Source organism: Lacihabitans sp. LS3-19 (genome assembly GCF_024343575.1).
GTDB lineage: Bacteria > Bacteroidota > Bacteroidia > Cytophagales > Spirosomataceae > Leadbetterella.
In genome coordinates, this window is sequence record NZ_RJUA01000028.1 from 20,785 (window position 1) to 42,566 (window position 21,782).

Annotated in this window: 18 protein-coding genes; 10 read left to right on the top strand and 8 right to left on the bottom strand. The window is 36.3% G+C overall.

Annotated elements, in window-relative coordinates:
* Positions 1 to 167: 167 nt before the first annotated feature.
* The gene (locus tag EGI22_RS14580) at positions 168 to 2,174 is read left to right on the top strand and encodes a hypothetical protein (protein WP_255069198.1); all 2,007 of its coding nucleotides are present in this window, start codon (positions 168 to 170) and stop codon (positions 2,172 to 2,174) included.
* 503 nt (positions 2,175 to 2,677) lie between these two features.
* Here the strand turns inward: EGI22_RS14580 and EGI22_RS14585 are convergent.
* Genes EGI22_RS14585 through EGI22_RS14595 form a run of 3 tightly spaced genes read right to left on the bottom strand, consistent with a single transcriptional unit; the run spans position 2,678 to position 5,161 of the window.
* Entirely contained in the window at positions 2,678 to 3,748 is a 1,071-nt protein-coding gene (locus EGI22_RS14585) for a hypothetical protein (RefSeq protein ID WP_255069200.1), read from the bottom strand.
* Position 3,749: 1 nt separating this feature from the next.
* Positions 3,750 to 4,589, bottom strand: a complete 840-nt coding sequence (locus tag EGI22_RS14590; RefSeq protein WP_255069201.1) for a hypothetical protein — start codon at positions 4,587 to 4,589, stop codon at positions 3,750 to 3,752.
* An 11-nt stretch (positions 4,590 to 4,600) separates the two neighbouring features.
* Positions 4,601 to 5,161 (bottom strand): RNA polymerase sigma factor, encoded by a 561-nt coding sequence (locus tag EGI22_RS14595; protein ID WP_255069202.1) that lies wholly within the window; start codon positions 5,159 to 5,161, stop codon positions 4,601 to 4,603.
* A 75-nt stretch (positions 5,162 to 5,236) separates the two neighbouring features.
* On the opposite strand from EGI22_RS14595, the gene EGI22_RS14600 reads away from it, so the two are divergent.
* The 6 genes from EGI22_RS14600 to EGI22_RS14625 all read left to right on the top strand — a co-directional run bounded on the left by EGI22_RS14600 (position 5,237) and on the right by EGI22_RS14625 (position 9,526).
* A complete protein-coding gene (locus EGI22_RS14600) occupies positions 5,237 to 5,809 on the top strand; it encodes a Crp/Fnr family transcriptional regulator (protein WP_255069203.1) in 573 nt (190 codons plus the stop codon).
* Positions 5,810 to 5,820: 11 nt separating this feature from the next.
* On the top strand, positions 5,821 to 6,615 hold the full coding sequence (trpC, locus tag EGI22_RS14605) for an indole-3-glycerol phosphate synthase TrpC (RefSeq protein WP_255069204.1): 795 nt from the start codon (positions 5,821 to 5,823) through the stop codon (positions 6,613 to 6,615).
* Between the two features lie 125 nt (positions 6,616 to 6,740).
* Entirely contained in the window at positions 6,741 to 7,364 is a 624-nt protein-coding gene (locus EGI22_RS14610; protein WP_255069205.1) for a phosphoribosylanthranilate isomerase, read from the top strand.
* Positions 7,361 to 8,548, top strand: a complete 1,188-nt coding sequence (gene trpB / locus EGI22_RS14615) for a tryptophan synthase subunit beta (RefSeq protein ID WP_255069206.1) — start codon at positions 7,361 to 7,363, stop codon at positions 8,546 to 8,548. Before EGI22_RS14610 ends, trpB begins: the two co-directional genes overlap by 4 nt.
* A 56-nt stretch (positions 8,549 to 8,604) precedes the next feature.
* Positions 8,605 to 8,943, top strand: coding sequence for a Dabb family protein (locus tag EGI22_RS14620; protein ID WP_255069249.1), 339 nt, complete (start codon positions 8,605 to 8,607; stop codon positions 8,941 to 8,943).
* A gap of 1 nt (position 8,944) precedes the next feature.
* Positions 8,945 to 9,526 (top strand): alpha-ketoglutarate-dependent dioxygenase AlkB, encoded by a 582-nt coding sequence (locus EGI22_RS14625; RefSeq protein WP_255069207.1) that lies wholly within the window; start codon positions 8,945 to 8,947, stop codon positions 9,524 to 9,526.
* A 4-nt stretch (positions 9,527 to 9,530) separates the two neighbouring features.
* Here EGI22_RS14625 and EGI22_RS14630 read toward each other — a convergent pair whose 3' ends face one another.
* From EGI22_RS14630 to tnpA, 4 genes are all read right to left on the bottom strand, one after another.
* Complete coding sequence (locus tag EGI22_RS14630) at positions 9,531 to 10,421, bottom strand: DNA-3-methyladenine glycosylase (protein WP_255069208.1); 891 nt, start codon at positions 10,419 to 10,421, stop codon at positions 9,531 to 9,533.
* Positions 10,422 to 10,487: 66 nt separating this feature from the next.
* Positions 10,488 to 12,488, bottom strand: coding sequence for a plastocyanin/azurin family copper-binding protein (locus EGI22_RS14635; protein ID WP_255069209.1), 2,001 nt, complete (start codon positions 12,486 to 12,488; stop codon positions 10,488 to 10,490).
* A gap of 39 nt (positions 12,489 to 12,527) precedes the next feature.
* Complete coding sequence (locus tag EGI22_RS14640) at positions 12,528 to 14,198, bottom strand: PA14 domain-containing protein (RefSeq protein WP_255069210.1); 1,671 nt, start codon at positions 14,196 to 14,198, stop codon at positions 12,528 to 12,530.
* 233 nt (positions 14,199 to 14,431) lie between these two features.
* Positions 14,432 to 14,869, bottom strand: a complete 438-nt coding sequence (gene tnpA / locus EGI22_RS14645; protein ID WP_255069211.1) for an IS200/IS605 family transposase — start codon at positions 14,867 to 14,869, stop codon at positions 14,432 to 14,434.
* A gap of 653 nt (positions 14,870 to 15,522) precedes the next feature.
* On the opposite strand from tnpA, the gene EGI22_RS14650 reads away from it, so the two are divergent.
* The 3 genes from EGI22_RS14650 (at position 15,523) to EGI22_RS14660 (ending at position 21,500) form a co-directional block, all read left to right on the top strand.
* Positions 15,523 to 18,435, top strand: coding sequence for a DNA polymerase III subunit alpha (locus tag EGI22_RS14650; protein ID WP_255069212.1), 2,913 nt, complete (start codon positions 15,523 to 15,525; stop codon positions 18,433 to 18,435).
* A 114-nt stretch (positions 18,436 to 18,549) separates the two neighbouring features.
* Positions 18,550 to 20,886 carry an N-6 DNA methylase gene (locus EGI22_RS14655; RefSeq protein WP_255069213.1) on the top strand — a complete coding sequence of 779 codons (2,337 nt, stop codon included), beginning with the start codon at positions 18,550 to 18,552 and terminating at the stop codon, positions 20,884 to 20,886.
* A gap of 5 nt (positions 20,887 to 20,891) precedes the next feature.
* Positions 20,892 to 21,500 (top strand): hypothetical protein, encoded by a 609-nt coding sequence (locus tag EGI22_RS14660; protein ID WP_255069214.1) that lies wholly within the window; start codon positions 20,892 to 20,894, stop codon positions 21,498 to 21,500.
* Positions 21,501 to 21,540: 40 nt separating this feature from the next.
* On the opposite strand, the gene EGI22_RS14665 is transcribed toward EGI22_RS14660, so the two are convergent.
* Entirely contained in the window at positions 21,541 to 21,753 is a 213-nt protein-coding gene (locus EGI22_RS14665; protein WP_255069215.1) for a type II toxin-antitoxin system Phd/YefM family antitoxin, read from the bottom strand.
* Positions 21,754 to 21,782: the final 29 nt, after the last annotated feature.

Sequence of the window (21,782 nt, forward strand, 5' to 3'; positions counted from 1 at the left end):
TGGGCAGTCTTATCCCGTGATATTTCTCTTAAAAGTTTTTCAAGCTACTTTTTTGACTTGTTTTTGTTGCCGTTTTGATAGTCGGACGACATTTGCAGTAAAGATTCCGAAGAACATGTACCGTTGCGACTGGAAAAATTTCGGTTTCTTCACCAACTGGTGTTGGAATGAGCTATAGCATAGATGGTATAAGTTTTACAAATACAACTGGAATATTTAATAATCTGGCTGCTGGAAATTATACGGTTTGGGTAAAAAAATCGGACTGTATTTCTGATACTTCGAAAGCAGTTATTCTTCCTCAACCAATCAAGCCAGATGCTGGTTTAGATAAAGTAATATATTTGCCAATTTCAAGTACAGTTTTAACCCCAAATCCATTAGGTGGTACGTGGGCAGTATCAACTGGAAATATATTTAGCAGCTCAATTAATAATTCCGGAACTGTTTCAGGGTTGAACAATGCTGGAGGATATAATTTTGTGTATAGTTTAAATACTTGCTCCGACACCGCTAAAGTTACGGTCATTTGCACTAAACCGACATTGACACTTGGAAATATCAAATGTGAAGGTTCTACTTACAGTGTGGCTTTCTATAGCAGTACTCCTAACATTTCACCTAGTGCTGGTACTATTTCAGGTGATCGTATCATTAACATTCCAACTGGCACAAACCTTTCGGTAAAAGCCAGTAATGGAACTGGATGCGAAACTGTTTTGGATGTTATTAGTCCTGAACCATGTGATTCTTCTTGCGAATTCTCGAATCTTTATGTTGGACAGCCGATTTGCAAAGGAACAACCTATAGTGTATCATATAAAGTTGATATTGGAACAATTACTTCAAATGCGGGAACGGTTTATGGCGATAGCATAGTGAATGTGCCAATCGGTACTTATTTGGTAGTAACAGCTACGAATACTATCGGAACAGCCATTTGTAATGTACATATTGCGGTGCCAAGTCCTGAGTCTTGTTTGAATGAGTGTACAAATCCTGGAGTATCTATAAGTGGACCGATTTGCTCAGGAAATAATACATTCTCTGTAAACTATAACTTGGTTTCGGGTGCATCTATTACAACCAACTTCGGCGTAATTTCTAATTCTAAAATTTCAAACATTCCTTTAGATAAAACACTTATTATAACTGTTAAAAAACTGGGATGTGCTGATAAACAAATAAGTGTTTTACCTCCTACCAATTGCACTCCGCCATGTTCATCAAATGCTGGAACAGACAAAATAGTAGTTTTGCCAGTAAATACAACTACTCTTACGGGTACACCGACTGGAGGACTCTGGAGTGCATTGGCTTCCAATGCTCATTCAAGTAACATCAACTCAAGTGGTGTAGTTACTAATCTCAACACTGCTGGAGATTACTATTTTATGTATAAAGTTGGTACTTGCTCGGACACCGTTAAAGTTACGGTCATTTGCACTAAACCGACATTGACGCTAGGAAATATCAGATGTGAAGGATCAACTTATAGTGTGGCTTTTTATAGCAGTACTGTAAACATTTCACCTAGTGTTGGCACTATTTCTGGAGACCGCATCATAAACATTCCAATTGGCACTAACCTTTCTGTAAAAGCTAGCAATGGATCAGGATGTGAAACTGTTTTGGATGTAATAAGCCCTGAACCATGTGATTCTTCTTGCGAATTCTCGAATCTTTACGTCGGACAGCCGATTTGCAAGGGAACAACCTACAGTGTATCATATAAAGCTGATATTGGAACAATTACTTCAAATGCAGGAACGGTTTATGGCGATAGCATAGTGAATGTGCCAATCGGTACTTATTTGGTAGTAACTGCCACCAATACTGTCGGAACAGCGATTTGTAATGTACACATTGCGGTGCCAAGTCCTGAGTCTTGTTTAAATGACTGCACAAATCCTGGAGTATCTGTAAGTGGACCAATTTGTTCTGAAAACAATACGTACTCTGTGAATTTCACTAAACAAAATGATGCGTCTATAAGTATAAACTACGGAGCGATTGTCGATTCCAAAATCACTAATATTCCAACAAGTAAGGCTTTAATCATAACAGTTATTAAACCTGGATGTGTGGATAAGCAAATTGTGGTAAACCCACCGACAAATTGTGTTATGCCTTGCAAAACTATCTGCGTGCCTATTTCATTTAGAAAATTATAAATTCTTAAACATTTAAATTATGATAAAGAGAGTCGAAAACGGCTCTCTTTTTTAGTTTTTATACCAATGATTCTTTTAATGATTTAAGCAAAATTCGAAGTTTTATAAATCAATAAACTAAAAACACAATACAATCATTTCTGACTTAATATTCTTTTGAATTTGAGATGAGTAAATATTTTATAAAGAAAGTAAATGGCTACAAATGCCTCTAAAAAAAGCCCTAAACTTACAAAAAACCTAAAATAGCTTGAATTGTAATGCATAATTTTTACAAAAGCACCCAACAAAATAGAAATAATGCCTAAAGACAAGATCAGGATTGCGTGCTTAATTTTCATTTGAATTTAAATCAAATTATAATATTGAATCTAAATCTACTAAGAGTAAAATTCATAGATTCAATTCGAGAAAGAATTTTCAAGAAAAGTATTCAATTTCTTTTCCAAAAAAAATAGAGAGCCAATATTGACTCTCTAATTTTTAAGATATAAATCGCTTATTTACAATCTAAACCCAACACTGAAGGCTTGAAGATCTTGAGCGTAAGTTTGATTAGATTTGAATAACTTGTTAAGGTCATATCTAGCAAAAACTGTAAGGCCATTTCTTTTGCCTATTTCGGTTGTTAAACCGTAAATAACGTCGTTGAATCCAAATGAGCCTTTAACTTTGTTTTCGCTACGTCTACTGTATTTTTCCATTGAATATCCGCCCACTCTGTATCCAGCATAACCACCAAAGCCTATCTTAAATTTGTCTTCTTTAAACCCAAAATTCAATAAAACTGGGAAGTTTAAATATGGCATAACCAATTTGCTTTTATCGGTTTCTTTAGCATTTTGTACAAATGAAACTTGTCCTGATTCATATTTTGCAAGGTTGTTGTTTTGCAGCATGAAGTTGTACCAAGCAATTTCAGGCCCATAACTGAACGCAACATCTACTTTATTCCCTTTAATCAAAGTGGCGTTTTTACGAAGTGACAGAGCCACATATCGAGACTGCCAAGGTCTAAGTTCGAACAATTGGTTTGGCGAAGCTGGCTGAGGCTTTACAAAATTGTTTAATCCAAGATAGATAGCGAAATCACTTCTTGAAAAGAACTTCTTCACCTTTGGAGCTTTATCACTTTTGTTATGATGATCTCCAGGCTTATAGTTTTCATTTTCTTCTACATATGTCTCAATTTCATCTTCTATTTCCTCCTCCATTTCTCTCTCGCTTGAGCCTTTTATAGTAGTATCTCTTTTAGAAATAATATCCTTTGTAATAATTTTAATTCTTTGACCTTCGTGCGAAAACAATAGAAGAGTATCTTTTTTTGTACCTCCTTTCGAGATCATTACAAACGCTCTTTCTCGCTCATTAGAATCTACACCTACTGCCTTCAACACACTTTCGAGGTTGAGTTTCATGGGTAATTCTATCGTTTTGTTTGTGTTAGAAATTACCTTCACGCTGTTGTTAGTCGCTTTATCATTAAACTCTATAATGGTTGTGTCTTTTTTTATAGAGGCTTGAGCAGCCATCCCTCCTCCTAACAATACTGTCATTAATAATACCTTTTTCATATCAATTGTTATTTAATCTTGATTTTATCCAGTTTAACTTTTCTTTTATTTGGTGCGATTCGGAGACTATAAAACCGTCTTGATTGAGTGCTAGCTCCTCAATGGGTTTAAATCCTAACTTATTAAAATCTACTTTCTCGCCTTTTTTCAAATTTTTAACTTCATCAATCACTCTCACAAAGAGTGACTTTTCTTCAGAAAAATAATCTTCTTTATTTTCTGAATTACTTTGCAAAGCCTTCATTGTTAAGGCTTTTTGGTGTGGATTCATTGCTCCATTCATAGCCAACATCGGAGTCAGAAATATTAATGTTTCTTGATTAGGAACAATTGCCGAGGCTACTTGGGCTTTTTCATCAATTTTCGCAATTTGTACAGATTTAAGAACTTCCTTTGTTGGCTGATATTCAGAAAGTTGACTGCTTTTATCACTTACTACCAAATCTTGCTCTTCAACTATTTTGGAAGTATGCTTTACGGTTACTGATTTCGAAAAACCTTTTTCTCCCACTTCTTTCAAAGGTTCCAAAACATTTTCTTGAGATTTTGGAAGAGTAGAATTTTGTATCTCGGCATTTTCTGACAGTTTTACATCTTCTTGTCTTTTTTCAGTATTTTGAGCTAAATCAACTGTATTTTGTTTTTTAGAAGAATAAAAATAAAACCCAGCAAACCCAACTATTAATAACGAAGCCGCCAAAGACATAGTCCACCAAAAAAGAGGCTTTTTCTTCTCTTCTTTTTTTTCTATTTTACTCAAAAACAATATATTAGCCCTATCAGAAGGTTGAACCTCATGATTTTTTAATTTATCCGAAAAAAGCTTATCTATAGGATCCATCTCTTTAATATTTATATACTATATCCGTATTTTTCATTTTTTTTTAATTGGTCTTGCAAAATCACCCGAGCTCTACTTAGTTGCGATTTTGAAGTACCTTCCGAAATCCCCAACAACTCCCCTATTTCGTTATGATTATAGCCTTCTATGGCATACAAGTTAAAAACAGTTCGGTAGCCATTAGGCAAAGCCTGAATCAACTTCAGCAATTCCTCTGATTCAAAATCCATGTTTTGAGAATAAGAATTCTGCAATTCATGCATATCTTCCATAGTCACCTCAAACATTTTTTTGCTTCTCAGATACATCAGAGCCTCGTTAACAACCAACCTTTTTGCCCAACCTTCGAAACTTCCCTTGAAACCAAATTGATTCACTTTCTCAAAAATCTTCATCATGCTTTCCACCATAATATCTTCGGCAGCCATCACATCACTTATGTACCTACAACAAATTCCTAAAAATTTCCCCGAAAACTTATCGTAGAAAGTACGCTGAGCTATTGGGTCTCTTTTTATAAGAGCCTTTGCCAAATCGTATTCTGTTTCGAAAATTGATAAAATTTTTGTCATATAACTGGTTTCAAAATAAAGATGCAATTATTTTATTAGATGGTTGCATTATATTTGTAAAAAATATCGTGCAATATGTATACACCTTTCGTAGAATCACTAAAAGCCATATATCCAATAAATAAAGAAACAGAAAAATTATTGCTGAAGCGACTTACTAAACATGTAGGAAAAGCCGGGGATATTATTGTTAAAGCTGGAGAGATAAACGACCGACTATATTTTATCGAAAAGGGTATGGTGAGGTCATATTATACTATTGAAGAGTCAAATACGGAAATAACCTCATGGTTTGTGGGCGAATTTGGGTTTATATACATTCCCCACAGTTATATTCCGCAGGTGCCGTCGGTTGAGACCATCGAGCTTCTAGAGGATTCGGAAATGATTTCGATAACCTATAAGGGCATGCAAGAGCTTTATGACATGGTGCCTGAAGCCAATTATATTGGGAGAATATTGACAGAAATGTACCTTGTAATGTACGACGAAAGAGTGAGGTTTTTAAGAATGATGAGTGCACAAAAAAGGAACGAAGTGTTCCAAGAAATGTTTCCAGATATATACGATCGTGCACCGAAAAAATATATCGCATCGTTTCTGGGTCTTTCACCTGAAACCTTAAGCAGAGTACGAAAAAAACATTAAGAAAAAACAGAATGACGATTTTAGATCAAATAATAGAAAACAAAAAGGTAGAGCTGTTTCGTGCGAAAGAAAAGATTTCTTTGGAAGAACTAAAAGCGTCAGAACATTTCAACCGAAAAACGAACTCGCTGAAATCCAATTTATTATCTTCAAATTCGACTGGAATAATAGCTGAATACAAGAGGAAGTCGCCATCTAAAGGTGAAATAAATATGGGTGCTGGCATAGTTGAAACCACCGAAGGCTATACTAAAGCTGGTGCGGCTGGTATAAGCGTACTCACGGATACAGTGTATTTTGGTGGATTTAAGGAAGATCTTTTTTTGGCAAGAGCAAATAATCCAAACACGCCTCTTCTTAGAAAAGATTTTATGATAGACGAATACCAAATCTATGAAGCCAAAGCTTGGGGAGCTGATGTAATACTATTGATAGCGGCGAATTTAGAAGCAGAAGAAATTGCGAATTTGAGCAAAAAAGCTCACGAACTGGGTTTGGAAGTTTTGCTAGAAGTGCATGACAAAGCTGAAATCGACAAAAGCCCAATGGAAAATGTGGATATCATAGGTGTAAATAACAGGAACCTGAAAAATTTCGCAGAAAACAATGTAAATGCTTCGCTTGAATTATTTGATTTCATTCCAATCGACAAAATCAAAATCTCAGAAAGTTGCATTTCGCATCCAGATACCGTAAAACAGTTAAGAAAAGTAGGTTATCAGGGTTTTTTGATGGGAGAAAATTTCATGAAAACCAATAACCCAGCCGGAGCTTTGGAAGAATTTGTAAGTTTGATTAATGGGTAATTAGTATATTGGTTTTTAGGAAATTGAATTGAAACTTTGTGCCTTATGCCTTCGTACCTAATTCCTTATGCCTTGAAGCCTTTTGCATTAGTGCATTAGTGCATTAGTGCCTTAAAGATAAAAAAATGCTAAAAATCAAAGTTTGTGGAATGCGTGCAAACCAGAATATTCTGGAGCTGGCAGAGCTACGGCCTGATTTTATGGGTTTGATATTTTATGAAAAATCACCGAGGTTTGTAGAAAATGGGGGTGATTTAGAATTTATAAAAAATCTTAACTTAAAAAAAGTAGGCGTTTTTGTAAATGCAGATATTGAAGAAATAAAACAGAAAATAGAGGAATATAAATTAGACTACGTTCAACTCCACGGCCACGAAAGCCCAGATTTTTGTAAACAATTGCAGAAATTAGGAGTTGGAATTTTTAAAGCGTTTTCTGTAGATAGTGCATTTGATTTTGAGAAAACTGAGGCATTTGAAAAAGCAGTTGATTATTTCCTTTTTGACACCAAAGGCGATGGATATGGTGGACATGGAAAATCTTTTGACTGGACACTTTTAAAGAAATACAACCAAAAAGTACCTTTTTTATTAGCTGGTGGTGTATCTTTGGACAACCTCGATGCGGTTTTGGAATTGAAGGATTTGAATCTCGCAGGAGTAGATGTAAATAGCAAATTTGAAACTTCGCCAGGATTGAAAGATATCTCGGCATTGAAAATATTATTCGAAAAAATTAGAAAAAGATGAGTGCAGTTTCGGCTTATGCAGTAGACGAGAGAGGATATTACGGAAACTATGGCGGAGCGTTTATTCCAGAAATGCTCTATCCAAACGTGGAAGAGTTGAGAGAAAACTACCTCTCTATCATGAATGATGAGGCTTTCAAAGAAGAATTTGCGAGATTGCTCAAAGACTATGTTGGTCGTCCAACTCCATTATTTTTGGCAGAACGCCTTTCTGAAAAATACGGAGCAAAAATTTACCTAAAAAGAGAAGATCTTTGTCATACTGGTGCTCATAAGGTTAATAATACTTTAGGACAAATTTTATTAGCTAAAAGGCTAAACAAAAAGAAGATAGTAGCCGAAACAGGTGCCGGACAACATGGAGTAGCCACTGCCACAATGTGTGCTTTGATGGGTTTGGAATGCATCGTTTACATGGGCGAAATCGACATCGAACGTCAAGCACCTAATGTGGCAAGAATGAAAATGTTGGGTGCGGAAGTTAGACCTGCAAAAAGTGGATCAAAGACCTTAAAAGATGCTACAAATGAGGCCATGAGACATTGGATTAACAATCCGACTGACACACATTACATCATTGGCTCCGTAGTAGGACCGCATCCTTATCCAGATATGGTGGCGAGGTTTCAATCGGTTATTTCGGCAGAAATAAGGACGCAATTGTTGGAACAAACTGGCTCAGAAACTCCTGATTATGTGGTGGCTTGTGTAGGTGGTGGCTCAAATGCGGCAGGTACATATTTCCACTTTTTAGACGAACCATCTGTTAAAATAATTGCAGCCGAGGCAGCAGGCCATGGCGTAAACACTGGAAAATCTGCGGCAACAACTTTCCTTGGAAAACCTGGCATATTGCATGGCAGCAAGAGCCTTTTAATGCAAACCTTTGACGGACAGGTAGTAGAGCCGCATTCTATTTCGGCGGGATTAGATTATCCAGGCATTGGACCTTTACACGCACACCTATGGGAAACCAAGCGTGCTACTTTTATGGGCATAACTGACGAAGAAGCCATGAAAGCAGGATTTGAATTGGCCAAATTGGAAGGAATCATTCCTGCCATTGAGTCAAGTCATGCATTAGCAGCCTTAAATTACATGGATTTGCAGAAATCCGACAAAGTAGTAATTGGCCTTTCTGGCAGAGGCGACAAAGATTTAGCAACGTATATGAAATATTTATAATCAACCTTTTACAAAAAATGAAAACAAAAGTTTTAATTCTCATCTCGATATTTGCAATGGCACTAAGTACCGAAGTATTGGCTCAGAAAAAAGAATTGCGTCACGTGGTGATGTTTAAATTCAAAGATAACAGCACTCCTGAAGATATCAAAAAAGTAGAGGATGCTTTCAGAGCTTTGCCAACCAAAATAAAGCAAATTAAAGGCTATGAATGGGGAACAAACAATAGCCCAGAAGGCCTTGATCAAGGATTTACGCATGTATTCTTTTTGACTTTCAAAAGTGAAGAAGACCGTGCAATTTACCTTCCTCACCCAGATCACAAAGCATTTGGCAAAGTTCTTGGGCCACATCTTGACAAAGTGATGGTGCTAGACTATTGGGCAAAAAAATAAAATGCTTAGCCTTTTTCCTTCCGAAAACCTCCTTCCTTTTGATGGCGAGGTGCTTTTTTATGCCGATTTCATAGGAAATGAGTATTTTGAATTGCTGAAATCAGAGATAAATTGGAAGCAAGAAGGCATGAAAATGTATGGAAAAGAGGTGCTTTTCCCGAGGCTAACTGCTTGGTATGCTGAAGAGGGCAAAACTTATAAATATTCAGGATTGGTTAATATTCCACAAAAATTCACCCCCAATCTTTTAAAAATTAAAGAAATGGTAGAGTTGAAAACAGCTAAAAAATTCAACTCTGCCTTACTCAATTATTACAGAAACGGCCAAGACAGCATGGGTTGGCATGCTGACGATGAAACTGAATTAGGCAAAGATCCAGTGATTGCTTCTATATCTTTGGGAGCAGAGAGAAAGTTTCAGTTCAAACACAAAACAATACCCAAAACACTGATAAACATGAACTTATCACCTGGAAGTTTATTGATGATGCAGAGTACCACACAACACCATTGGCTGCATCAAGTGCCTAAAATTAAAGAAGCTGGGGAGAGGATTAATATTACTTTTCGGTGGATAAAATAAATATTCAATCTTTGTCACTCAACCACCTCCACAAATAAAAAACTAAATAAGCTTCCCAGCCTGGGTATTGTGCAAAAATGGCTTCTTGTTGGCTTCGGCTTCCTTTTTTCGGAATATTTTTCAGACCAAATAGTGCTTGGTTTATTCCCGCATCGCCATAAGGAATTGCTTCGGCATTTTTAATACATTTCATGAGTGTGTATTGTGCGGTCCACTCACCAATTCCTCTGAAACTCACCAGATATTTCATCATTTCTTGGTGGGTATTATGAGCTTTTACTTTTTCAAAACTTATCTCTCCATTCGCAAATGAATTGGCCAGATTACACATATAGTCAATCTTTTGTCTCGAAAATTTCATTTCTTTGAGCAGCTCTACTTCGGCATTTTTCAGTACTTTTGGTTTAGGAAATAAAAAGTATTTTTGATTTTCATATTCCAAAAATTCCCCATAATACTCAACCAATGCTCTTTTGATTTTATAGGCAAAAGTGAGATTGATCTGTTGGCCGATTATGCTCCAACTCATCACTTCGAAAAGGTCAGGAATAGCCATTAATCGCAGCCCAGCATATTTTTCAGAAAGAAAAGCTAGGTCGGAGTCTTGTTTTAATAAATCATAAAATTGCGTTAAATCTCGACCCAAATCAAACCAATCTGTTACTATTTCAACGAGCTTTTCTTGGTTTTTCAGCTCCCCTTTTAGGATTTCCATTGCTAAATTTTCTCCTTCATGACTTACCTCTACCAAAACCAATTGCCTGTCTATTTCAAATAACTTCCTGACTTTGCCATTCGCCACTTGGTGCATACATTCGTCAAATCCACGGTCGAGAAACCAGAGGCATTCTGAAAAATTAAAATTGAGAGGTGTCTTTATTTTTGAAAAATCCAAAATTTCGAAATTATTATTTTGCTAAGAAAAAATGTCTTTTAGCAATTATTCCAATAAACAAAAGCATTATTTTACAACATTTATAGTGCCTTGCATAAGTGTATAATGTCCTGGGAAAGTGCATACAAAGGTATATTTACCCGGTTTTTCGGGAGCAGTAAAGTAAATCGTTTCAGAACTCTCTGGTTGTAAAATCCAAGTATGAAAAAGCACTTCATCCATGTTTGGCACATAAGCATTTTTCTCTGCATCTAAACCCATATCGAAGGCCTTCATGCCCACTTTATCAACAGTACCTGGCTTTACAATGAGTAAATTATGCAGCATGTCGTCATTGTTGTTAAAAGTCAACTTCACTTTAGCTCCGGCTTTTACCTGAATACTCGAAACATTAAATTTCAAGCCTGGCTTAGTGCCTATTGATATCGTTTGATCCACTTTGCCATACCACTCCTCTGGCATTGCACTTTGCCTTTTCGCTGAGACTTTAGCTGGCATCATCTTGCCAGCGTCCATATCCATACCTGCATGTTGGCTATGGTCCATTGGTTTAACTTCTGCTACTTTATATTTTTCAATGTCTACTGATCCAGGCTGTTGATTTATCCTGTTTAAAGTATAATACCCAAAATCATGTAGAAGATTATCTCCTTCCGAATTTTTAACCCCTGGCAGTCTAATTTCATAAATTTCTCCTAAAATCAATGAATCCAAAACAATCCTTGCTGAAAGATTATCGTCAGCAACTTTGACCGCTTTTAATATTCTTTTCTGAAGATTAATAACTGGACTGCCATAAATATGATGGTATTTGTAGTTAAAGCTATTTAAAACATAACTTTCTGGATCAAGAAGTGTCTTGGAATCTACCGGTTTCGTAAAGTTTAATTCAAAACCATCAGGCATAGACTTTATTTCTTTTATTTCAAAAGGCGTCTCACCTGTCCAAACCAAGCGTTGCAATCCAAAATCATCTTTACCAGTTGAAGCCCAACCGCGGCTAGTCATACCTACAAACATAGACTGATCAAGGCCCCAACGCAAGCGAAGAATTCCTGATTGAAAGCCTTCTCTAAAAGCATAGCAAGCACCTTGGTAAACTCCATCAATTTTTTCCAAAGTCATTCTCATAATTTTACTATGCCCTTGGTCTCCAACAAAGCATTGATTTTCGAAAGGCCCAAAATTAGCATTATCAGCATTTTCAATTATGTCAGAGGTTGAAATACCCATTAAGGTATGTGGAAACCAAACTGCTGGCACTTTTAAATCGGGCAAACTTTTGGCCACTTTGTACATTGGTTCGCCAGAGTCGATTACATCTTTTTCTTTCAAAGTAAGAGGAGAACCCGGCTCACCTGTCCAAGCTAATCCTGCCACATTTCCAGCAAAATCACCCTTTTCTAAATGTGTAACTCTTCCAGAACCCACCCAGTCGCCTTGGTTTTCTCCATAGAGTATATCACCATTTCTGAGGGCCACATAACCAGCGGGTGACCTTAAACCTGTAGCCCAAGGCGTCATTTTACCATCAGGAGAAATTTTCAACATCCAGCCTCTCCATTTTGTAAGGCTCCCGCCTTTACCTATCCAGTCTACATTTAATGTAAATATCATGTCGCCGTCAGGCAATTGAACTGGGCCATAAGAATATTGATGGTAGTTGCCCGATAGTGGAAACTTGTAAAACGCCTTGTATTTATCCGCAACGCCATCTTTGTTTTCGTCAGTTATTATTGTTACTTCTCCTCTTTGGGTAGCCCAAAGTTTATTATCGATATATGCCAAGCCTAAAGGCTCATGCAAGCCAGAGGCGAATTTTTTGAAACTCGGCAAAGAATTATTGTACATATATGGATTGGAAATCATCCAAATATCTCCTTTTCTTGTACTTACGGCAACTTTTCCGTCTGGTATAACAGCTATCCCTCCTACCTCCAAGTCAATGTCAGCAGGTACTGGTACAGTTACAATTTTATAATAATTTTCTTCAGTTTTGAGCTTATTTTGGGCAAACACAAAACTTACAGAAACTAAAAAACAGATGGTTATATTAAAGATTTTCATATTTTTTTCGAGATTTTTTCGAACAGCTTTTAAATAGAATTACCAAATCAAATTGTAAGAAACTGAGTTTGTAGCCGGAACTAACAAAACACTCTCATCGTCTATTTGCACTATTTGAGCTTTTAATTTTTCATTTATTTGAATGTAGCAATCGCCAACTTTATAGACGCCTTTTTCCACTTTAACTATTTCTTTACTTCTTCCCAACACTAGGTTCGTATTTGAAGTATTTTTAAAGTTGAACATTACATTGAATCCAGCATTCATTGGCAAAATCTGTTCTGTCAATCCAAGACCTTGCTCAGTTTGGTATTCGAAAATTGGAGAATTATCACTGTCCATTTCTTGTCCAAGATAATTTATGCTGACAGGCTTATTGTTTTGATCAAGTAGAATATCTTTTCCAGAAAAATTGACATACATACCATCGGCTTTAAAAGTCTGTGGCTCGCCTCTTTCGTGCCACATTTCGGTCATATCAGTAAAGTTTCCTTTCCAAATCGTCATCAAAGACCCTTTTTCAATGTCAATTGCATAGTTAAGTTTAGACGTAAAACCAGCAGCTAAAGCAGTTGTATTTTTTACCCCATTGTGCATATAGAAGCCTCTTATCACCTCTGTTTGCACTTTGGGATTCAGTTTAATGTTTCCGTAATTTTTTATTTCTGGCAATGAAGTAAGGTCGTTTAGGGCATAAGACTTGGCACCGTTTCCAGAAACCGACAATCCTAAAGCTGGCCTCATCCAGACTTTTAGATATTCTAAATGAAAGTCATGCTTACCTTCTTTTAAGTTTACTTTTTTGCTAAATCGCTGCCTATCTGAAAAGCTTTCGTCAAATGGAAAAATCAATTCATTGTCAATTGTCAACATAAATTTTCCAGATATATCCAGCATAAAATTGTATATCCCTGCCTTGTCAACATTTAAAACTCCGTCATATTTCGCAATAAAGTTTTTTCTAGATAAACCCTGTCCAATATCGTAATTCAAAGCATTTATTTCTGCTTTTGCCATTGATTTACGTCCTTCGGTTGATATTTTATCCCAATCAAAATCTTCCCAAATTTCTCCTTTTAAATCCGTCAGTGTAATTGGCTTTATGTCGCTTTGCTCTAATATTTTGAGATTTTTCAAGGCAAATTTCCCATTGCTAACTTCAAATTTCAAATGATTTTTTTCTAGGTCTTTAGCTGGAAGTATTATATGTTGAAGCACTATTAGATTATTGACTTTCACGAAATTTACAGTAATGAATCCCGGCAAATTCTTTGATTTGTCTACACTTATTTCCACATTCTGCCATAAACCTAAGGCTCTTGCGGCATTTACATCTGGCCTATTTTCAATTCCATTAGTAAGAATTGAGCCAAATTCACTGATAGCCAAACTTAATTTATTTTCGTTTGTAAGTGCCAAATGAGCAATTGATTGAGGCTCCATTTTACAATCAAATGATAGTATATAACTTTGATTTACTTCTGGAAACACCATCGATGCGTTTCCGTCGGCAAGTATCGCTCCTTTGCCACTTTTAACCTCTGCTTTTTTAGAAATAGGTGCAATAGATAAATCCGAAACCTCTCTCCAAGAAGCATTCTTCCAAGCATTTAAATCTACCGGATTTTCATCGTCCAACAAACTTTGAGAATGAACAGAATGAATGCTAAAAGCAAAAAGAAGAACATAAAAAACAAAACGTTTTTTCATAAAAATATTTGAATGATTCAATTTGAAACCCGAAGTTATTAAAAAATAGATTGATAAACCTCAAATGCGTTGAAATGTGGCACAAAATTGTATTTAATTACATTCTGTAACTTTTTTTGAGCTTTAAGATTTTGGAAATCAGTTTCCACTTTTCTATTTAAAACTAAATATTCGAAAATGAAGTCTAATTCGAATTATTGAAAACCATTCATCACAGTGATTTTTCCAAATTATCAATCTTTATGTTTCACAAATCCATATTTATTTATCAACTCATCATATTCCTGCTGCCAAGTTTTTTTTGAATGATGTGCTTCTTGATTTTTGATATAATTTCTTACCACCCCTATTTTAGATTCACTTACACTTACAGCAAAATATTCATCTTGCCATTCAAAATATCCTTCAACCATTTGTTCTCTATTTATCCAAAAGGCAGATTCCCCTTTTATTAATTGCATTACTTTGCTTATTGTTTGCTCTGAACCAAGTGATACTAAACAATGGCAATGTTCTGCATATCCATTTACAAAGTCTATGAATATCCCCTTTTTCTTCGCATTTTCTCTTATGTGCTGCCAGACTTCCGCTCGTATTTGTGGTGTTCTTAAATATGGAACTCTGTTTTTAGTACTCCATACAAAATGGATATATACTTTTATGTAAGGCATGTTTGATTGTGTTTATCTTATTGAAATTAGAATTTTGTATTAAAAATAAAAAGAAAGTCTAGATTTTTTGGCCGAAACCTGATGAAATTAGTTTCTAACCTTTGTCACAACAAATCAATTGCATTCAGCTTCAGATTAGATTTAAATTCATTATTTGATTTTGTTAAATCCTGTAATTGTTTGTTTTGGCTAAAGCCAAATTAGAATCCATTTTAGTATCCACAGGCTAAAGCCTGTGTCAATTGATTCCCAATCTTTGTATCCACAGGCTAAAGCCTGTGTCAATTGATTCCCAATCTTTGTATCCACAGGCTGAAGCCTGTGGCAATTGATTTCTAATCTTTGTCTAACAAATCAATTCCATCCAGCTTTAGCTGGATGTTGATAGAAATTTAAAATCCTTTTTGGTATCCACAGGCTGAAGCCTGTGGCAATTGATTTCCAATCTTTGTCCAACAAATCAATTCCATCCAGCTTTAGCTGGATGTTGATAGAAATTTAAAATCCATTCTGGCTTTAGCCAAATTTTCTCAATCTATACAAAACCCATTATGCTAAATTTCACGGCAATCACTTGCTAATATATTCACCATATTTGTACCCAACAATGTGCAAAAGCAAAAATGTATCTCAACTGTCACACTTTCTACTCCATGCGGTACGGCACCATCTCGCCCGAAGCACTTGTAGCTCAGGCCAAAACTCTTGGCGTGAAAAGACTGGCATTGACAGATATCAACCTTAGTTCAGGTATTTTTGATTTTGTAAAAGAGTGTATAGCTGCCGAAATAGAACCTGTAGTAGGCGTAGAATTTCGCAACGGCGACGACCTCAAGTATATCTGCTTGGCCCAAAACCACGCTGGATATGTAGAAATCAACCAACACCTGACAGCACATTTATTATCCGAAACCGTCTTTCCTAGTCAATCACCAAATTTCCAAAATGTCTATGTCATCTATCCAATCGAAATTCTCGACAGCTACCGCCAGCTTAAGCCCAACGAATTTGTCGGTGTCCGCCACTGGGACTTCAACAAGCTCTTTCGTTATAAATCAAAGCTGGATGCCAGCAAGCTCGTCCTCTGGCAGCCAGTCACGTTTCTGGACCGCCCAAATTACAACCTGCACCGCCTGCTGCGAGCCATCGATCACAACGTCCTACTGAGTCGCCTCTCGCCTACTGGCCACGCCACGGCTCACGAAAGTTTTGTAACTCCCGAGCAGCTAAGGCAACTTTTTAAAAGCTATCCCGAGCTTATCGAAAACACCGAGCGGATACTCGAAAGCTGCAGTTTTGTGTTTGATTACAAAAGTCCGAAAAACAAGAAAATATTTACCAGCACCACCGCAGACGACCTCGACCTACTACGTAAACTGGCCTACGACGGCATACTTTATCGCTATGGCAAAAACAACAAAGAGGCCATAAAACGGGTAGAGCGTGAACTCAAAATCATTGAAGAACTTCACTTTGGCTCTTATTTTCTGATTACCTGGGACATCATCAAATACGGCAAATCACGGGGTTATTACCACGTAGGGCGAGGCTCTGGTGCCAACAGCATTGTGGCCTATTGCATCGGCATCACTGACGTAGACCCCATAGAGTTGGATCTGTATTTTGAGCGATTTATCAACCCACATCGTACCTCTCCGCCTGACTTTGACATTGACTTCAGTTGGGACGAACGCGACGAGATCATCGACTATGTATTCAAACGCTACGGCCGCGAGCACGTGAGTCTTATGGCCACTTACAATACTTTCAAAGGTCGCTCTATTTACCGTGAGCTAGGCAAAGTCTTTGGCCTACCCAAACCCGAAATAGACGAACTCATCAACAACCCCAACGCCAACCACCGTAACGAGCACACACAGTATATTTTCAAATATGCTCCCATGATGATAAACTTCCCCGAGCACCTGTCAATACACGCCGGCGGTATGCTCATAAGTGAAGAACCCATGGCACATTATTCGGCCCTACAGCCTATGCCGAAGGGTTTCCCTATCTGTCAGTTTGATATGTATGTAGCAGAAGAAATAGGCTTTGCTAAGTTCGATGTACTGTCGCAGCGAGGGCTTGGCCACATCAAAACCTGCGTGGACATCGTAAGAGAAAACCACAAGGTAAACATCGACATACATGCCATTCAAGATTTTAAAAAAGACCCCGAAATCAGGCGGCAATTGGTAGAACACGAAACCATGGGTGCATTTTATGTCGAGTCGCCCGCTATGCGGCAGCTGATATGGAAACTCCGCTGTGACAACTACCTCACGCTCGTGGCGGCCAGCTCTATCATCCGCCCTGGCGTGTCTGCTAGTGGTATGATGAGCGAATACATCAAACGCCACCATAACCCCACCGAAATACAATACATACACCCAAAAATGGAGGAACTCCTCCAAGAAACCTACGGCGTGATGGTGTATCAAGAGGACGTCATCAAAGTAGCTCACCATTTTGCAGGGCTCACGCTGGCAGAGTCAGACGTTTTACGTAGGGCCATGAGCGGCAAGTTTAGGTCAAAGAAAGAGTTTGAACGTATCATAGAAAAATGGTATGCCAACTGCAAGGAACGCGGCTACCCTGATGACATAGCCAAGGAGGTTTGGCGGCAGATTGAGAGTTTTTCGGGCTATTCCTTCAGCAAGGCACACTCCGCGAGTTTTGCGGTAGAAAGTTACCAAAGTCTTTATCTCAAGGCACACTATCCACGAGAGTTTATGGTGGCGGTCATCAACAACTTCGGGGGATTTTACAATACCGAAATGTACGCCCACGAAGCCCGCCGTTACGGTGCCAAAATAGAAGCTCCCGACATTAACGAGAGTCACTATCTCACTCGTATAGAGGGCATTATTATCTGGCTAGGCTGGATACACATACAAGGTCTGGAAAGCCGAACAATAGATGCACTTCTAGACAATCGCCGCAGCGAAGGCCAATATCTTAGTTTTCAAGATTTTGTGCATAGGGTATATTTGGGTTTAGAACAGCTTACTATTCTGATACGCGTTGGAGCATTTAGGGCATTTGGACTAAGCAAAAAAGAGTTGCTATGGGAGGCACATTTTTTTCATCACAAAACCCAAAAAATGGTTGAAGCCTCGCCTGCTTTGTTTGAATGGGAAGAGCAAAAGTTTGAATTGCCCGCACTCATCAGCCATGGTCTCGAAGACCGCTACGATGAAATAGAACTGTTGGGTTTTCCGCTAGAGTCTGCCTTTACAATGATCTCCGAAGCACCGCTTTCCAAGCTATCCGCTGCACAGCTGGGGACTTTGGTTGGTCGCCACGTAAAAATCTACGGATACATGGTCACCTACAAAGCTATACGTACCAAAAACAACAAAAAAATGGCCTTTGGCTATTTTATAGACCACGAAGGGGAGTTTTTCGACACCACACATTTTCCACAAAACATCGAGCGGTACCCCTTTCGAGGCAAAGGCGTGTACTACATAGAAGGCAAAGTAGTAGAAGAATTCGGCTTCCCGTCTGTAGAAGTGCTAAGCATGCGAAAATGCGGGATAAAAATGGACCCGCGGGCGGGGTGAGAATGAGTAGATTGATATCTAAATAATTTCAAATAAGGTTTCGACAAAACTAATTAACACGAAATATCAATATTGAATTGGCAATTATTTTTAAATTATGTATATTTTTGCAAAATGAGGGCATTATCGAATACAGATTTTTGGAAAAGTGAATTTGGACTTCTACCAATTAAAATCAATCCACTAGATGGGTTGAATAGATTTCTTATGCTCAATGGTGGAAGCGGTGATTTTTGTCTTCAAACTGATGAAAGAGAAGAATTAGAAACTGATTTTTATGAAAATTCATGGTCAACAAACACAAAAAACTTTGTTGTTGTAGGAGATAAAAAAGTAAAAGTATTCAATTGGTTAAATAAATCATCAGAAGAAGTTGAACTTGAAAAGGTAGAAAACAGTAAAGAGAAATTTTATAAATACTTAGTTTCAAAATCATATAAAACAGAAAATGATGTAGTCCCTTTTATAATCGATATTTTCAGACAATTAAGAAATTTCACAAAAGAGAAAAGAAATCCATCTGTTGCCATTAACATTCTCTATCAACTTTTGATAAGCATTGAAGAAGATGTTGCCCAAATAAAATACAACGATTGGGAAATTGAAAATATAAAATTACCTGACGAGTTTGAAAATTATTCTGAAAGGTTAAAAAATGGGGTAAAAGGCATCAAGCCTAAATTAGATTTAATATTAAGACATTCTTCTGGAGCCTTGTTTCAAGAAGCTCATAGAGAAGTTGTATATTTTGATTCACAACTTGATTTGTTTAATGGAATTTCCAGTAATATTAATACAAAAAAAGATGCATATTCAAGCGTACATTATACACCGCAGTATTTAGCGAGGTCTATTGTAGAAAATTGTTTGAAATATTTAGATTTAAAAAAACCATTATTGAAAATTTTTGACCCTGCTTGTGGTTCATCGGAATTCTTAATCGAAGCATTAAAGCAATTAAAGAATCTTGGATACAAAGGTATTGTTAAAGTTGTGGGTTGGGATACATCAGAAAGTGCAATTAACACCTCCAAATTTCTTTTGCAATACGAAAACAGAAAACAATGGAATAATAAATTAGATTTTGAAATTAAAAAGGTAGAAGATTCTTTATCAGAAAACTGGGAAAACGATTATGACCTTCTTTTGATGAATCCCCCATTTATTTCTTGGGAACTATTATTTAATGCCAAGTCAAAAGAGGCTTTAGCAAAAGCATTTGGTAGCCAATTAAAAATGGTAAAGCCAAACCAAGCAAGTGCTTTTTTCTATAAATCTGTATCTGCATTAAATTCTGAAGGAATTATTGGTTGTGTTCTTCCCACTTCAATTTTCACCTTTGACTCCTACAAGCATTTGCGTAATGAAATAAATGAGCAATTGTCACTAAAACTTTTAGCTAAATTGGGAAATTTCGTTTTTGAAGATGCTCTAACGGATGTGAGCTTTTTTATTGGACAAAAACCCCAAAAGCCATTTATTCCAAAGGTAATATGGACAAAAAATGATAAAGGTATTGCACAAGAAGCCCTTAGAGAATTTAGGAAAATTGAAGCTAATGGAGCATTTTCAAAAGACGATAGAAATTATAGTATTTATAATCCCTCAATATTTCCTACAGTAACTGATACGTGGAAAATAATTTCCTTGAAAGAGAATAATACTTTAAAGGATTTAGAAAGATTCGTATCTGAAGGATTGCTATCCAAAATTTCGAATATTTTTATAGTTAAACAAGGCATCAGAACAGGGAATAATTCTATTTTTATACTTCCTGAAACTGAATATGAAAAAATTCCTAAATCAGAAAGACAATATTACAGGAAAGTAATAATTAATGATTCAATTAAAAATGGTAATTTAAAATTAACGAATTATGTTTGGTATCCTTACAATAAAGATGGATTGAGTTTAAGAAATGAAGTCGATTTTGAGAAGCATGCAAACTACACATTTACTAAATTTATCAAATATAAACATGAACTTTCAAATAGGCCGCGTGTTAAAATTGAATCTTGGTGGCAATTAAGTGAACATAGAGCATGGTTAAGAAACCAAGCAATTCGACTTTTTTCCACGGAATTCGGAAAATCCGATTCTTTCGCATTTGATAAAAATGGCGAATACGTGGTTGAGAGAGGGAATGGTTGGATACCTAAAAAAGAGTTTTTAACTGAGGACTATTATTTTTATTTATCTGTATTTTCAAGTAGCATATTTGATATCCTTTTGTCCATTTTTTCAAAACAACTTGCAGGTGGAAACTGGTATGATTTAGGTGCGAAATACACATCTAATATCCCAATTCCAAATGTACATTCAATTTTAGTGAAAGATAATTTGGCATATAAAAAACTAGTTGAGCTTGGTATGGAACTTTCTAATGGAAATAGTTATGTAAAAGAGGCAATTGACAATGTTTTGAAAAAATCATTTTATCCAATGATGTAAAAAGTATGTTAGATCGTTTAAAATTTATCAAATCCATAAATGACAGTTGTAAGCTTTTATTTCACGAGTCTCATTTTTATCTAAACTTGACGGGAAGTTCTTCAAACAGTTATGTATATAGATTAAATAATTCCAATGATAAAGCAGTCAATTATTACAATAATGGTGGTGAACAGGTTTCTGTTTTAAAATGGTTCAATGATTTTTGGGTTTTTATTGAAATTAGAATTGGCCAATTTGGAATATTTATCACCATTTCTATTTTTCAAGGAAATGAAAATGACAATATTAAAAATCAACTATTTAGGATGGAATGGGATGATAGAATTGAGCATACTGAAACCCACCCACAACCTCATTGGCATATTACAACTGATAAAGCCATTGGTGAAAAATTAAAGGATTTTATTTCTGAAGGAGAAAATCCGACTTTTGATTCTTTTGAATTAGTAAAATCTGAAATAATTGAAATTAGTAAAATCCATTTTGCAATGAATGCAAATTGGCAAAATGAAGATACTCATATCCATAAAATTAATGATGAAATAAAGATTGCTAAATGGTTTCGAGGCCTCTTTAATCATTTAAGGCATGAACTCGAAACTTTGTTTTAACTTCATAAGCTTTTTTGAAGAAGTTCAAATAAAAAAGCACTCATTCAAACCCCTCAATACTCCTCAAAAGCCTTTCAGCATTTCTTGGACTTTTCAACAAGTACAAAGTTTCCTCCCAGCTATCATATTCAGATTTTGACATAATCATAACAACATTTCCATTCGCTTGAGTAACAATAATTGGAAAGTGATTTGCCTTGTCCAAAAAGGCATTTAAATTTTGCTTGAATTTTAAAAAATTAACTGTCAGCATTTTACAAAAATAATTGAAAACCTTTACAA